Origin of the sequence: Cellulomonas endophytica, assembly GCF_004123805.1 — a bacterium.
GTDB lineage: Bacteria > Actinomycetota > Actinomycetes > Actinomycetales > Cellulomonadaceae > Cellulomonas > Cellulomonas endophytica.
Genome location: NZ_RWJX01000028.1, coordinates 16,996 through 31,070 on the forward strand (window position 1 = coordinate 16,996; position 14,075 = coordinate 31,070).

Consider the following 14,075-nt stretch of genomic DNA (forward strand, 5'->3'; position numbering starts at 1 on the left):
ATTGTGCGGGTTCGGTCAGTCCTCGGCGAGGGGGCCACGGACGGGGGCGGCGGTGTCCTGCACCACACGGTCCACCGAGGGCACCGCGCCCCTGCCCGTCTCGCGCGCGGCGTAGACGAAGAGCGAGTGGTAGGAGAAGCGGACGAGGAACGCCACCGCCAGGGTGACGGCCGTCGTGAGCACCACGTTCCAGCCGGCCCGGTCGACGAGCAGGTACGTCGCGTACACCCGCACCGCCGCCTCGATGCCGTTGAACGAGACGGAGGCCAGGAAGCGCTGGCCGCGGGGCCGCGCCTGTGCGATGAGGTCGCGGAAGACGAAGCGCTCCGCGAGCAGGAAGTTCGTGACGATCGTCAGCGCGGAGGCCAGGACCGAGGCCGCGAGGTAGCCCATGTGCTCGGCCGTCAGCACGGCGACGAGCCCGATGTTCAGCACCGCGCCGAACGCCCCGATGAGCGCGAAGCCCGACATCTTGCCGAAGCGCAGCGCGACGAGCTGCCGCAGGAAGTCCACGCCCTGCCGGAACGTGGCCTTGGACTCCCCGGCGAACCGCTCGCCGAAGACGAACGGCTCCTCGACGATGCGCAGCTTGCGCCGCTGCCGGGCGATGATCTCGAGCAGGATCTTGAAGCCGCGCGGCTGCAGGGACGCCGTCTCGACCGTGGAGCGGCGCAGGACGAAGAACCCCGTCATCGGGTCCGTGCACTGCGCGAGCCGCGAGGGGAACATGGCGCGCGTGACGATGGTCGAGCCCTTGCTCACCATCCGCCGCACGCCGTTCGCGAGGCCGCCCGCGTCCCCCGTCCCCGTGTAGCGGGAGGCCACGACGAGGTCCGCGCCGCTCTCCGCCGCCGTGCGCACGAGCACCGGGATCATCGCCGGGGGGTGCTGCAGGTCGCCGTCCATGACGAGCACGAGGTCGTGCCGCGCCCGGGCGACGCCCTCGAGGACCGCTCCCCCGAGCCCGCCCACGGGCACCTCGCGGTGCAGCAGGGCGACGGGCAGCGCCGTCGTCCGCGCCGCCACCGTCTCGATGACCTGCGGCGTGCCGTCCGTCGAGTCGTCGACGAAGACGAGCTCCGCCTCCAGCCCCGCCGTGGCCTCGGCCACCTGCCGCACGAGCTCCTCGACGTTGCCGGCCTCGTTGAACGTCGGGACGACGATCGTCACTGCCGTGCGTGCGGTGCCGTCCATGCACGTCCTCTTCCTGTGGACCCGTCGCTGGCGTCGGGTTGTCCTGCTGCTCGGGGTCGGCCGGGCGGGTGGCGGACCGGGACGCTCCCGTCGCGGGGGACTCCCACCGGCGGGTCTCCGACGGTAACAGCGGCACCTCCCGCTGCCGAGGGCGTACGGCGAACTTCGCCCGGTCGGTCGCCGTCCGGTACGCCACACCCCGCGGTGGCTCAGTCGAGGTCGTCGAAGCGCTGGAAGATCTCCCACTCGTGCGCGCCGTACGCCGTCCGGACCGTGCCGGTCCGCTCGAAGCCGAAGGCCTCCATCCGCGGGAGCAGCGATGCGCTCACCGGGTAGGAGCCGTCGAGGAAGACGAGCTGAAAATGGTTGTCGGTGAGCGCCGCCTCGTAGGCGTCGAGGCCGTGGAGCCCCTCGTGGAAGAAGCTGCCCTCGTAGGTCGCCGACCACTGCGCCGGCTCCGTCGCGTCCCGTAGCGCGTACTCGAGCGGTTCCGGGTTGTCACCGAGGATCTGGATGCCCGGCATGGCCTCGACCGAGTAGCGCAGCACGGACGCGAGGTCGTCGGTCTCCGGCCACACGTCGTAGAGGCGCGCGGAGCCGAACAAGCCCTGCAGGAGACCGGCCCAGAGCACGGCCAGCGCGACGAGGACGCCGAGCCGGTGCTCGACGAGGCGGGCGATGAGCAGGCCGGCGAGGGGCGCGCCGAGGACCAGCCCGAGCACGACGTGCTTCGTGAACGACACCTCCTCGCCCATCGCCACCTGGTATCCGGGGGCGGCGCACATCGCGACGAGCAGGGCGAGCGCCAGCAGCAGACGCCGGCGTGCCAGCAGGAGGGCACCCGCCCCCATGAGCGCGTAGGTGACGCCCGCGACCTCCAGGAGGGTCCCCACCGTCTCCGGAACGTGCCCGGTGACCATGGCCTCGCGGTCCGTCGTCGTGGTCGTCAGGCCTCGAAGCAGGGGACGCGCCCAGGTCAGGACGGAGACGACGAGCACGGCACTCGCCGTGAGGGTGGTGGCCGCTGCGTGCTGCAGCGCCGGGCGGAGGTCCCGGCGGCGCCGCACGCCCGCGACGAGGGCGACCACGACGAGGAGCGGCAGGTCGATGGCGGACGCGTACTTGAGCAGCACGGCTGCGGCGGCGAGCAGGCCCGCGAGCACCGACCACCCCTGGGACCGTCGCCGCACCTGCGCCCGGACGCAGAGCGCATACGCCCAGGCCACGAGCATGAAGGAGGGCGCGTCGTACGTCGCGAAGTGCGAGACGTGCAGGACGGTGGGGGTCAGCGCGAAGGCGAGGGCGGCGGTCGTCGCGACGGTCGTCCCTCGCCGCGCGCCCAGCAGGTCGCGCGACGCGGAGTAGACGGCGACGGTGGCCGCCAGCATGCACAGCGTCGAGAAGGAGCGCACGAGGCCGAGACCGCCGACGCCGTCGAGGAACCCGGCGAGCACCGGGTAGAGCTGCGGTGCGCCGGAGAAGTAGGCCGCCGGGTCCACGACAGGCCCGGGTCCTCCGGACCAGGCTCCGATGATCAGGTGCCCCGTGTAGATGTAGAGCGCCTCGTCCTGGAACGCGCTCCGGTCGAGCCGGACGGCGGCGATGAGCTGGACCAGCAGGACCACGCCGAGCGGCAGGTGCCGGACGCGGCGGCCGACGGCCCCGGCCACGCGGCGCGGCAGGAGCGAGCGGACGGTCAGCTCCCAGGTCGGTACCGTCGCGAGCGGGACGGTGCCAACGGCGGTCACCGGCCCCCCCCGAGCAGGAGGGGCAGCGCGTCTCCGGGGGAGCGCACGAGCACGGCGTCCGCCGGGGCCGAGGGGCGCAGCGCGGCGGATGCCACGGGAAGGGCGACGTACGCCATGAGGAGCGCCAGCGCGAGCGTCGACCAGTACTCCCCCAGCCCGTGGTGCACGACGCCGAGCGTGAGGCCGAGTGCCACCAGCCCCTGGGTCGCCAGCAGGTACCCGCCCATGAACCGCCGTACCCGGTGCGCGACGGGCGACCGGACGGCCCGCGCCCCGGTGGGCACCCATTCCGCAACCCTCCCGCGGAGCATGTCGAGGATGCAGAAGAGGTGGGCGAAGCCGTAGATCGTCTGGACGCGCAGCACCTCCGGCCGCCACCGGCTCCGTGACACGGCCGGCAGGACCACGAGCCACAGGAGGACGGCGCCGGCCAAGGGGAGCGAGTTCTCCGGGGCGATGCTCCCCGGGAAGAAGAACGCCATGACGAGCAGCGGCAACGGCGCGACGACCGCGAACAGGGCGGTGTTGACGTAGTAGAGGAAGCCGGCCCAGAACGAGAGGCGTTGGCGTCCGCTGATGCTCTCGTCTGCGATCCATCGGCGGTCGGTCATGAGGGCCATCGAGCCCTCGCACCACCGGTACTGCTGGGCGATGAAGGCGTCGAGGTCGTCGGGGCAGACACCACGGCTGAGGACGACGGGGACGTAGCGCAGGGAGAAGCCGGCGTCGCGCATCCGGACCCCGGTGACGACGTCCTCGCTGTGCCCGACGAGCGGGAACCCGCCGATCGCGTCGAGCGCGGCGCGCCGGTAGACCGCGGACGTCCCCACGCAGATCGCCGCGTCGACGGCGTCGCGCGAGGGCTGGATGAAGCGGAAGAACATCTCCTGCGTGGCGCCGGCGCAACGCTCGAGCCACTTCATCGACCGGGCCGTGGCGAAGAACTGCGGGCTCTGGACGATCCCGACCGCCGGGTCGTCGAGGTACGGCACCAGCTCGCGGAGCAGGTCGGGGCGCGGGACGAAGTCGGCGTCGAGGATGAGGACGTGCTCGCCCTCGGTCCGTTCGAGGGCGTGCTGCAGGTTGCCGGCCTTCTTGAACGCCGAGCCGGGCCGCGCGAGGTAGCGGGCGCCGAGCGCGACGGCGAGCCGCTCCACCTCGGGACGCGCGGCGTCGTCGAGGAGGTGCACGAGCAGGCTGCCGTCCCAGTCCAGCCGGAGTGCTGCCGCCGTGGTCGTGGCGAGGACCTCGAGGTCCTCCCCGGAGGTCGGGATGAAGACGTCCACCGACGGGGCGACCACAGGATCCCAGGACCGGACAGTGGCCACGTGCTCGCCGAGGGTGAGCCGGCGCCGTCGCGTCGAGGTCACGAGGGCGAGAGCCTGCTCAACGAGCATGAGCCCCAGGGGGACGAGGAAGACCAGCGTCCAGTAGGACCGCAACGCCAGGCCGGCGAGGCTGGCCGCGACGCCGGCGAAGGCCAGCGCGCTGAGGACGAACAGCCACCTGTGCTGCCCGCCCCGCAGGTACGCGAGCTTCTCGTCGTCCGTCGGCCCGTCCAGGGCGGGCACCGAGGCCGTCGGCGACAACGGCACCAGCGGTGCGGGAAGAATCCCCCGCGCGACGGGCTCGAGCGTGGCAGTGCTGTCAGACATGCTGTCCTCGGGATCTGGGGGCGACCGGCAGTGCGCGGCCGTGGGAACGGGTGCAGGGGCGCGGCGGAGCGACGCCCGCGCAGGGGCGCGCCCTGCGCGGGCGTGGCGAGCTCCGACCGCTCTGCGGTCAGCGGGCGGAGAGGTCTCTCGCGGCCCCGACGCCCTGGACACGCGTGATCCGGTCCACCGACGCGGGGAGCGTCGGGGCTGGCCGCCTCCGCGGCGCGTACACAACGAGGGAGTGGAAGGCGAAGCGCACGAGGAAGGCCAGCGCGAGCGCGACCGCGGTGGTGGGCGCCACGTGGAGGCCGGCGTGCGTCACGAGCACGGAGACGACGGCGATCCGCACCAACGCCTCCACGTTGTTGAAGGTGAACGACGCGACGAACCGTCGCAGCCGCGGACGGGCGTGCCTGGCCAGGTCTCGGAACACGAGCCGCTCCTGCAGTGCGAAGTTGAGCAGGATCGTCAGCTCGGCGGCCAGCCACTGCGCCGGCACGTGGTGGACGTGCCCGGCCGTCAGGGCGGCGACGAGGAGCACGTTGAGCACCGCGCCCAGGGCCCCGACGAGCGCGAAACCCGAGAGCTTGCCGAACCGGAGGGCCAGGAGCTGACCGAGGAAGTCCAGCCCCTGTCGCAGCGACGCCTTCGACTCGCCGGCGAAGCGGTGCCCGAAGACGAATGGCTCCTCGACGATGTGCAGCCGCCGCGGCTGCCGGGCGATGATCTCCAGGAGGATCTTGAAGCCGCGCGGCGCCAGGTCGTCCAGGTCGACCTGCCGCCGGTTCAGGACGAAGAACCCCGTCATGGGGTCCGTGCATGCGCGGAGCTTGGCCGGGAACATCGCCCGGGTCAGGATGGTGGAGGCGGACGAGACCAGGCGGCGGATGCCGTTCGCCAGTCCCTCGGGGTCTCCCGTCCCCGTGTAGCGCGATGCGACGACGAGATCGGCCCCGGACTCGCTCGCGGTGCGCGTGAGGACCGGGATCATCGCCGGCGGGTGCTGCAGGTCACCGTCCATGACGAGCACGAGGTCCGTCCGGGCGGCACGGACACCCTCGAGCACGGCCCCGCCGAGCCCTCCGGACGGGATCTCGCGGTGGAGGAGCCGCACCGGGACACCCGACTCGCCCGCGACGCGCTCGATCACCTGCGGCGTGCGGTCGCGGGAGTCGTCGACGAAGAGCACCTCCACGTCTAGGGCCGCGGTCGCTGCCTCGATGCGGCGGACCAGCTCCTCGATGTTGCCCGCCTCGTCGAACGTCGGCACGACCACCGTCACCGCGTCCCGCGCCTGCACCCGCTCGTCCATGCGTCCTGCTCCCTTGTGTCGTCGCTGCGACGTTAAGAGGTCGGGAAGTGTCCGATTCGACCGAAACGGACGGTTCACCCGGACGGCGTGGGAGCAGCACCCGTCGGCGACCGCCGCTCACCCGAGCGGCGCACCCGCGCGGGCTCTTCGTCCGCCGGCGCTCGCGAGGCAGCCATCTGCGGTCCTCGGCGGTGGTCCAGGGGCCCGGGAGCGGTAGGCGTCCAGTTCAGGGCAGGCGCAGCACCCGCAGGTCCTCGGCGACGACGCGGTCGATGCTGGCGCGCAGCGACGCCGGGGTGTCGACGCCGGCGCGGACGAACCGGCCGGACAGCTCGTCGAGCTCGCCGTCCCCGAACGCCCGGACGAGCTCGGCGACCTCCTCGACCGACGTCCAGTCCCTGCGGTCGTCGTGCAGCGGCATGCCGGCGGTCATGTCGGTGCGGACGACCCCGGGCGCCAGGTCCAGGGTGCGCAGGCCTCGGTCGCGGTACTGGTGGTCCAGCAGCGACGTCAGGCGTGACAGCGCGCCCTTGCTGATGGCGTAGCCGGTGTACTGCGCCTGGCGGCGGTGGCCGGAGCCGGAGTTGACGTCGAGGACGCGGCCGCCGCCGCGTGCGAGCATCGCGGGCAGCACGGCGTGGGTGACGAGCATCGGGCCGCGCACGTTCGCCTCGACGAAGCGCCACTTGTCTCGACGACGACTGCCGTGACGGGCGGCACAACTCGGTGCACCGGACGTCGCAGTCAGCAGAGCGGCGCCACCAGCCGGACGGTCTGCGTGGATCACGGCGCGACGGGCACGGTGAAGCGGCGGCCGGCTACGTCGATGGTGACGGCCCTCGTCGTCCACCCGCTCTGGTGCAGGAGGACCACGACGGCGCCGTCGGGCTCTTGGAAGGCGACCTGCGTGACGTTCGCCGCGGTCGAGGACGACCCCACACGGACGCTCCCGCGCGGCAGGAAGCGCGAGGCGTGGGCCAGGACGGCCAGCTCCCCGCTCCACCTGGCCAGGTCGCCGTCGAGCGTGACGAAGCCGGTGCAGGTGCCGCAGCCCCCGACGTGGGGGCCGCCCGTCGGGTCGGGCGCGAGGTTCCACTCCAAGACCGCCGACGCCCAGTGGTCGAGCGCGGGCAGCACGACGCGCGAGGAGTGCCAGTAGAGGGAGTCGGCGAAGGCCTGCGCCTCGGTGGTGCCGGCGGCCCCGGTGCCCGTGCACTCCGTGACCCGGACGCGCTCGTCCGGGGCGAGGGCGTGCACGGCGTCCTGCGCCGCGGCGTCACCGGAGCAGCAGTGGGAGGCGGTACCGGCGAGGTGCGGTGCGGCAGGTCCGGTAAGCAGGCGTGCGACGTGGTCGCGATCCGCACCGGAGTCGCCGTCGTGAACGCCCCAGGTGTGGTCGGAGCCCAGCACCTCGGTCGTCAGGCCGGCGGCACGCAGAGCGGGCGACATCCGGACGGCTCCCACCTGGCTCCCGATCGGATGACGAACGGAATACGGGCGTCCGTGACTCGCGGTCGACCGATGTCAGGCAGCGACTCGCGGTCATCTACCTCGTGTCACGTCGACCCGGAAGGGTGAATCACACCGACGGTACGGCCCTACGGCACCGCCCCTCGGGGCGCCAGCAGGGCCGGCAGCACGGCACGGGTGACGAGCACCGGCCCGCACGCGTCGGCCTCGACCACGCGCCACCTGTGCTCGATGCCGCACTGCGAGGGAGGCGCTCCGGCGCCGCACCGCACGACCTGCAGTGCGTGCGTGATGCAGATCACGTCGCAGTCTCTCCGTCACCCATGTCGGAAAGGCACCATTGGTCCGGTCGCGCCGTGGCGTCGGCGCCTTGGAGGGGTGCGCACCGTGCAGCAGTACCCGCTGGTCGAACGCGAGGAGCTCGAGGAGGCGCTGCGGCTCCTGGGCGACGGACGGCGGCGGGGCCTGGCCGTCGTCGGCGGCCCGGGGGTCGGCACGTCGACCTTCGTGCAGCAGCTCCTCGACCGCACGAGCACGCCGGCCCTGGCGCTGCGGGCGCCGAGCACCGTCCGCCACGTGCCCTACGCGGCCCTGCTGCCGCTGCTGCGCGAGGAGCCCGACGCGCTCGGGCACCCCGCCCGCACGCTCGCCGCCGCCTCGCGGCTCCTCGCGACGCTGGGCAGCGGGACGCCCGTGACGCTCGTGCTGCACGCCGCGCAGCACGTCGACACGGACAGCGCGCTCCTCCTCCTCGCGCTGACGGCCGACGAACGGTGCCGTCTCGTGCTCGTCACGGACGGCGTCGAGCGCCTCCCGCCGGACCTGCGCGTCACCGTCCAGGACGGGGTCCTCGGCACGGTCCGGCTCCCGCCCTTCACCCCCGCGCAGCTGGCCCGCCTCGTCGAGGGACGCTGGGGGGTGCCGCTGCCCCACCGGTCGCTGGACGTGCTCCACGCGCTGACCCTGGGGCACGCGCGGTCGGCCGCCGCGGTGCTCGACGCGGGGGGGTGCCGCGACGGCGGGTCCGGCGGCGCCGCACGGCACGGCGACCCGGTCGCGCGCCTGGAGCCGGTCCTCGACGCCCTCACGTGGGGGGCGCCGCCGCTCGCCGCCCTGGGGGCCGCCGTGCCGACCGCCCACGCCGCCCTCTCCGAGGTCGAGGTGGCGCTCCTCGACGCCCTCGCGCTCTCGGGCGGGCTGCCGGTCCGTCCCCTGCGCCGCGCGGTCGACCAGGACGCCGTCGACCGGCTCGTCGCCGGTGGCCTCGCCCGGCTCGTCGAGCGCCAGGAGACGCTCGCCGTGCCGATGGACGCGGTCGTCGCCGCCGCGCTGCGCGCGCAGGCGGGCCCCACCCGGCGCGACCGGCTCCTGGCCGCGTGCTTCCCCGACGGGCCGACGACGACGGACCGCGCGGGCGCGGGGCGCTGGGTCCGCTGGGCGGCGGCATGCCGGGTGGCCGTGCCCGCGGAGGTCGCGGCGGACGTGGCGGTCGCGGCGGCCGGACGCGAGGACGTCGGCGGGGCCCGCGCGGCGCTCGCCTCGGTCCCCGTGGCCGGACGGACCGCCGTCCACGCGGTGCTCTCGTCGGTGACAAGGGCGCTCGCGGGTGGCGGGCCGGTGGATTACCTGCCCGAGGACGGGCTCGCCGCGCTCGACCTGCACGACGACGCCGTGCTGGAGGCGGTGACGTGGGCGCTGGAGAAGGGTGCCGACGTCGTCCCGGTCCCGGGCCGGCCCTCCTGGTCCGAGGCCCTGTGGACGCGCCTGCCGCACGCTGGGCGCGACCGTCTCGCGGTGACGGCCGAGGGGCTGCGCGGGTGCCGCGAGCTCCACGACGGCCGGGTGCTGGCGGCGGCCACCATCCTCGGCTCGGAGACGTCGCGCCCCGTCCCGGCCCCCGTCCCCCGGGCCGCCGGGGACCGGTGGCGCCACCTGCTCCTCGACCGGGCGGACGTCGCCCGCGCGCTGACCGCGGGAGCGGCGGCCGCGGCGCCGTCGCGGGGCCGGACGGGCCCGACGGCGGGGCCCGACCAGCACCTCGTCGAGCTGCTCCTGCGGTTCCTCACCGGCGAGGCGGTCGTGGCGGCCGAGCTGGCGGGCACCGGGCGGGACCAGGACGGCGCCGCGCCGGACCTGGGCGACGTCCGGCCGCCGCCCGCGGTGTACCGGCTCGACCTCGTGCGGGGCCTCACGCTCCTGGTGCGCGGGAGCCTCGCGGACGCGCGGGACCTGCTGCGGCCCGTCGCGGCCGCGCGGCGGGCGTCGGAGGCCCTCCCGTCGCGGATCGCCCGCGCCGCCCTCGCCGTCGTCGTCGCCCTCGAGGGCGACGACGTCATGGTGCCCGACCTGTCCGACGACCCGGTGCTCGTGCGGGCGCCGTGGCTGGTCCGTCGGTCGTGCCGGCTGCTCGAGCTCTGGGCGCGCGCCGCCGCGGGCGAGGAGTCCGCCGCCGAGGGGCTCCTCGAGGAGGGCACGGCCGACCTCGCCGCCGGGCGCCACCTCACCGCCACGCGCTTCCTGCTGGCCGCCCTCGTCGTGGGGCACGAGGCGGCGGCCGCGCCGCTGCTCAGCGCCGCCCGCCAGGTCCGCGGCCCGCTCGCCGCCTGGGCGCTCGGGCTCGCCACCGCGGTGCGCGACGGGGACGTGGACGCCCTCGTCCGGGTGGCGGTGGAGGCGGAGGACCAGGGCCAGCACGTGCTCGCGCTCGGCGCCGCCCGCCTCGCCCGTGCCCAGGGGCGGGCCCCGGTCGACGCGGACCTCGCACGGCAGGCGCGCGCCCTCCGGTCGCGGGCGCCCCGGTCGACGCCGGCACCCCCCGGGGCGTCGCGCCACGGCCGGCTCACGGCGCGGGAGGACGAGATCGCCCGGCTCGTCGCGCGCGGCATGCCGAACGCCGAGGTGGCGCGGCTCCTGCAGCTGTCGGTCCGGACCGTCGAGGGACACGTCTCGAACGTCTTCACCAAGCTCGCCGTCACCACGCGCAGGGGGCTCGCGGAGGCGCTGCCGAGCGCGAGCGGACCGTCGACCACCGCTCCTCTTCGCTCGATCGGGTGATACCTGGGTAGTCGGAACGGGACGAAACGGACAAGACACGTAGTCGCCCCGGTGCCGGCCCGTGCGCGGCCCCTCCTACCGTCGGGCCGTCCGGACGACAGGGGCGCCCGCGCCCCCGTCTCCCTCCCGAGCCGAGGACCGCTGATGCTGCTGACGAGCCAGCTCCTGCCCGACCAGTGGTACATGGTCGGCGAGATCACCCCCGAAGACCTGTGGAAGGCGTTCCCCCTGGCCTTCGCCGGCCTCGTCGTGTGGGGCCTGTGGGTCTACCGCGTCGTCCTGTCGGCACGGGCCCAGCCCGTTCTCAACGACTTCCGCACGACGACGTCCGTGGTGGTCCCGTCCTTCCACGAGGACCCCGACATCCTCATGGAGTGCCTGGCGACCTGGCTCGCCCAGGACCCCACCGAGGTCATCATCGTCCTCGACCTCGCCGACACCGAGGCCGAGGCGCGCATCATCGCCCTCGGGGACCCCCGCGTCCGCCCGGTCATGTTCCAGCACGCCGGCAAGCGCTCGGCCCTGGGCGTCGGGATCCGGCAGGCGACGAGCGAGGTCCTCGTGCTCGTCGACTCCGACACCCAGTGGCTGCCCGGCCTCCTGGACGCCGTCCAGATGCCCTTCGCCGACCCCGAGGTCGGCGGGGTCGGCACGCAGCAGAACGTCTTCGCCCGCGAGACGAGCGTCTGGCGCCGCATCGCCGACTGGCTGGTCAACCTGCGCTACTACAACTACGTGCCCGCCATGGGCGCCGCCGGCGCCGTCGCGTGCCTGTCCGGACGCACCGCCGCCTACCGCCGCGCCGCCGTCGTCCCCGTGCTGGAGAACCTCGAGAACGAGTTCTTCCTCGGCCGCCGCTGCATCGCCGGCGACGACGGGCGCCTCACCTGGCTCGTCCTGGCCTCCGGCTACCGCACCGTGCACCAGTCCAGCGCCCGCGCGCTGTCCATGTTCCCCGCCACCTTCCGCGCCTTCGTCAAGCAGCGGGTCCGCTGGAGCCGCAACTCCTACCGCTGCTACCTCACCGCCGCCGCCAAGGGCTGGCTCTGGCGCACGCCCTTCGTCACGAAGGTCACCGTCCTCCAGATCCTCCTCACCCCCGTCACGATGGGCATCACCTTGGGCTACCTGCTCTTCGCCCGCATCGACGGCACCGGCGTCAGCGTCGTCCTCGCCGCCGCCTGGCTGCTCCTGGGACGCGGTGTCCGCGGCTGGTCGCACCTGCGCCGGCACCCGAAGGACCTGCTGATCCTGCCGCTGCTCACGCTCGTCGTGATCCTCGTCGCGCTGCCCATCAAGCTCTACGCCTTCGTCACCATGAACAAGCAGGGCTGGCTGACCCGGCACGCGGACCAGACCGGCGGCGACGGGCAGACGTCGTCCTCGCTCGGGCGCCGGGAGCGCACGTCCGTGACGGACGTGCTGGTCGGCGCCGGCGCCGCGGCCGCCGGCGCCGGCGCCACGACGGCCCTTGCCACGCCGGCCCCGGCCCTCTCCCTCGACGGCGACGCGACCGGCCGGACGGAGGTGCTGGCATGAGCCGCGCGCGCACGACCGGGCGGCGCGCCGCGGGCACGCTGCTCGCCGCCGCCGTGCTCGGCACGGGCCTGCTCGTCGCCCCCCCGGCCGCGTCCGCCACGTCCGCCGAGGAGCCTTCGGACGAGGCCACCGCTGGGCTGGAGTACCCCGGCAACGCGCAGACCGAGCCGGCGCTCGTCGCCGACGAGGAGGACCGGCTGGCGGACGTGCAGACCGTGGGCCGCATGATCCAGTGGGGCAAGCTGCCCGTCTTCGGCGCGTACCGCCTGAGCACGGGCAACGCCTACACCCTCGTGCTCACCCGCCGCAGCGAGCCCTACGCCATCGCCGACCTCCTGCGGCTGGCGCCGCAGACCTTCGTCCGGGAGCCCGACGGCACCTACGTGCTCAGCGAGAACATCGTCGTGCAGCCCGGGGCCCGGCTCGCCCTCTCGGACACCGGTCCCCTCACCATCCGGATGGCGAGCGACACCGACCGGTTCGTCTCCATCGTCAACCTCGGCGGCGAGCTCGAGGTCGTCGGCACCGAGGCCTCCCCCGTCACCATCGCGAGCTGGGACCGCGACGCGGGCCGGGCCGACACCCGCACGGAGGACGGACGCGCCTACGTCCGGTCCGTGGGGGGCAAGGTCACGCTCGAGGGCGTGCACTTCGAGGACCTCGGGTTCTGGAGCGGGCGCACGGGGGGCGTGGCGCTCACGGGCGTGGACCGTCCGAGCGAGGGCGCGCTGGAGGAGTACGGCCGCGACCTCGGCGACGCCGTCGCCGAGAACAACCGGGCCTCGGGCCTGGACGTACCTTTCGGCGTCGTGCCCGACGCGAACCAGCCGCCGGTCGACCCCGCGGCCCCCGTGGACCCCGAGGCCGCCGCGGAGGCCGCCGCCGCCGAGCAGGACGCCGCCGCCACGGACCTGGCCGCCGCGACGGACGGCACCGCGGTGGAGGGCCTCCTGCCGGTGGGCACCCTGCCCGTGCCCTACACGGACGACGAGGACCCGGAGTACAGCTACGTGTCGGCGAAGGTGCAGGGCGCGACCTTCGACGGCAACGCCTTCGGGCTCTTCGTCTCGAGCGCGAACGGCGTGGACATCTCGGGCTCGGAGATCCGCAACAGCATCGTCGACGGCCTGGTGATGCACCGGTACGTCGTCAACGCGGCCGTCGCCGACACGGTGTCGTCCGACAACGCCGGCAACGGCATCGTCCTCGCCCGCGCCACCACCGGCATCGTCGTCAGCGAGGTGACGAGCCGGCGGAACGGCGCGAGCGGGATCGTCCTGCGGGGCAGCGCCCTGGCCGACGGCCCGAGCGCCACCGGCATGGCGGTCGGCGACTACGGGAACAACTCGATCAGCAACAGCCGGTTCGACGACAACGCCCGGTTCGGCATCGAGATCATCGGCGGCGACAACATCTCGGTGAACGCCAACGACCTCGCCGGCAACGACATGGGGATCGTCGTGCGCGACGAGGCGTCCGACGTCACCCTCGTCGGGAACCACCTCGAGGAGAACGTCCGGCACGCGATCGCGCTGCGGGACGGCGCGTCCGACGTCGGCATCTCCGGCAACGTCATCGCCGGCAGCCCCACGGCCGTCTACGTCCGGGACTCCACGGCGGTCGTCGAGCGCAACACCATCACGGCGGCCACCTCCCACGCCTTCACGGTGGTGGGCGCCAGCGCGGGGACGGTCATCGAGCAGAACACGGCCCAGGGCCGCGGCCCGAGCGCGATCGACGTCAAGCGCGCCGAGGACGTGACCGTCGGCGAGAACGACCTGTCGGCCTGGACGAGCACGAAGCCCTTCTGGACCATCGTCCGGAACACGTTGCAGCCCCTCACGGTCATGTGGATCCTGCTGGGCCTGCTCCTCGTTGCGACCGCCCTGGCCGGCACCCGGCACCGGCGGCGCCGCACGCGCACCCACCCCTACGAGGCGCAGCGGCGGCTGGCCGAGCTCGTCCAGATGCCGCCGCTCGTCCGGGTGGAGCCGGCGCTCGTGGGCGCGTCGTCGGCGCCCGGTGACGGGACCGCACCCGCCGGCGCGGCCGGGGCCCCGGGCGGGGGCCGGCACGCCGACGGGAGCGCGGGGTGAGGCGGCG

The 14,075-nt window shown here is 74.4% G+C and carries 9 protein-coding genes; 3 read left to right on the forward strand and 6 right to left on the reverse strand.

Annotated elements, in window-relative coordinates; translation table 11 throughout:
• Nucleotides 1–15 precede the first annotated feature (15 nt).
• The 6 genes from EJA20_RS10105 to EJA20_RS10130 all read right to left on the reverse strand — a co-directional run bounded on the left by EJA20_RS10105 (nt 16) and on the right by EJA20_RS10130 (nt 7,358).
• Nucleotides 16–1,194, reverse strand: a complete 1,179-nt coding sequence (locus EJA20_RS10105; RefSeq protein ID WP_129338033.1) for a glycosyltransferase — start codon at nt 1,192–1,194, stop codon at nt 16–18.
• Between the two features lie 209 nt (nt 1,195–1,403).
• Complete coding sequence (locus EJA20_RS10110) at nt 1,404–2,942, reverse strand: glycosyltransferase family 39 protein (RefSeq protein ID WP_164983924.1); 1,539 nt, start codon at nt 2,940–2,942, stop codon at nt 1,404–1,406.
• Nucleotides 2,939–4,597: a glycosyltransferase family 2 protein gene (locus tag EJA20_RS10115; RefSeq protein WP_129338035.1), complete on the reverse strand. Its 1,659-nt coding sequence runs from the start codon at nt 4,595–4,597 to the stop codon at nt 2,939–2,941. The genes EJA20_RS10110 and EJA20_RS10115 overlap by 4 nt, the downstream gene beginning before the upstream one ends.
• A 127-nt stretch (nt 4,598–4,724) precedes the next feature.
• Nucleotides 4,725–5,909, reverse strand: a complete 1,185-nt coding sequence (locus tag EJA20_RS10120) for a glycosyltransferase (RefSeq protein ID WP_129338036.1) — start codon at nt 5,907–5,909, stop codon at nt 4,725–4,727.
• Between the two features lie 226 nt (nt 5,910–6,135).
• Entirely contained in the window at nt 6,136–6,759 is a 624-nt protein-coding gene (locus EJA20_RS10125) for an SDR family NAD(P)-dependent oxidoreductase (protein WP_338068817.1), read from the reverse strand.
• Nucleotides 6,693–7,358, reverse strand: coding sequence for a glycoside hydrolase family 30 beta sandwich domain-containing protein (locus tag EJA20_RS10130; RefSeq protein WP_129338037.1), 666 nt, complete (start codon nt 7,356–7,358; stop codon nt 6,693–6,695). The genes EJA20_RS10125 and EJA20_RS10130 overlap by 67 nt, the downstream gene beginning before the upstream one ends.
• Nucleotides 7,359–7,766: 408 nt before the next feature.
• Here EJA20_RS10130 and EJA20_RS10135 point away from each other — a divergent pair, with 408 nt between their 5' ends.
• The 3 genes from EJA20_RS10135 (at nt 7,767) to EJA20_RS10145 (ending at nt 14,068) form a co-directional block, all read left to right on the forward strand.
• Nucleotides 7,767–10,433, forward strand: coding sequence for a helix-turn-helix transcriptional regulator (locus EJA20_RS10135; protein WP_164983925.1), 2,667 nt, complete (start codon nt 7,767–7,769; stop codon nt 10,431–10,433).
• A 144-nt stretch (nt 10,434–10,577) separates the two neighbouring features.
• Nucleotides 10,578–11,972 carry a glycosyltransferase gene (locus EJA20_RS10140; RefSeq protein ID WP_205687445.1) on the forward strand — a complete coding sequence of 465 codons (1,395 nt, stop codon included), beginning with the start codon at nt 10,578–10,580 and terminating at the stop codon, nt 11,970–11,972.
• Complete coding sequence (locus EJA20_RS10145; RefSeq protein WP_129338039.1) at nt 11,969–14,068, forward strand: right-handed parallel beta-helix repeat-containing protein; 2,100 nt, start codon at nt 11,969–11,971, stop codon at nt 14,066–14,068. Before EJA20_RS10140 ends, EJA20_RS10145 begins: the two co-directional genes overlap by 4 nt.
• Nucleotides 14,069–14,075: the final 7 nt, after the last annotated feature.

Bases quoted from the DNA above. Each gene is read 5' to 3' on its own strand.
- EJA20_RS10105 (WP_129338033.1), bottom strand. From the start codon at position 1,194: ATGGACGGCACCGCACGCACGGCAGTGACGATCGTCGTCCCGACGTTC.
- EJA20_RS10115 (WP_129338035.1), bottom strand. From the start codon at position 4,597: ATGTCTGACAGCACTGCCACGCTCGAGCCCGTCGCGCGGGGGATTCTT.
- EJA20_RS10120 (WP_129338036.1), bottom strand. From the start codon at position 5,909: ATGGACGAGCGGGTGCAGGCGCGGGACGCGGTGACGGTGGTCGTGCCG.
- EJA20_RS10130 (WP_129338037.1), bottom strand. From the start codon at position 7,358: ATGTCGCCCGCTCTGCGTGCCGCCGGCCTGACGACCGAGGTGCTGGGC.
- EJA20_RS10140 (WP_205687445.1), top strand. From the start codon at position 10,578: ATGCTGCTGACGAGCCAGCTCCTGCCCGACCAGTGGTACATGGTCGGC.
- EJA20_RS10145 (WP_129338039.1), top strand. From the start codon at position 11,969: ATGAGCCGCGCGCGCACGACCGGGCGGCGCGCCGCGGGCACGCTGCTC.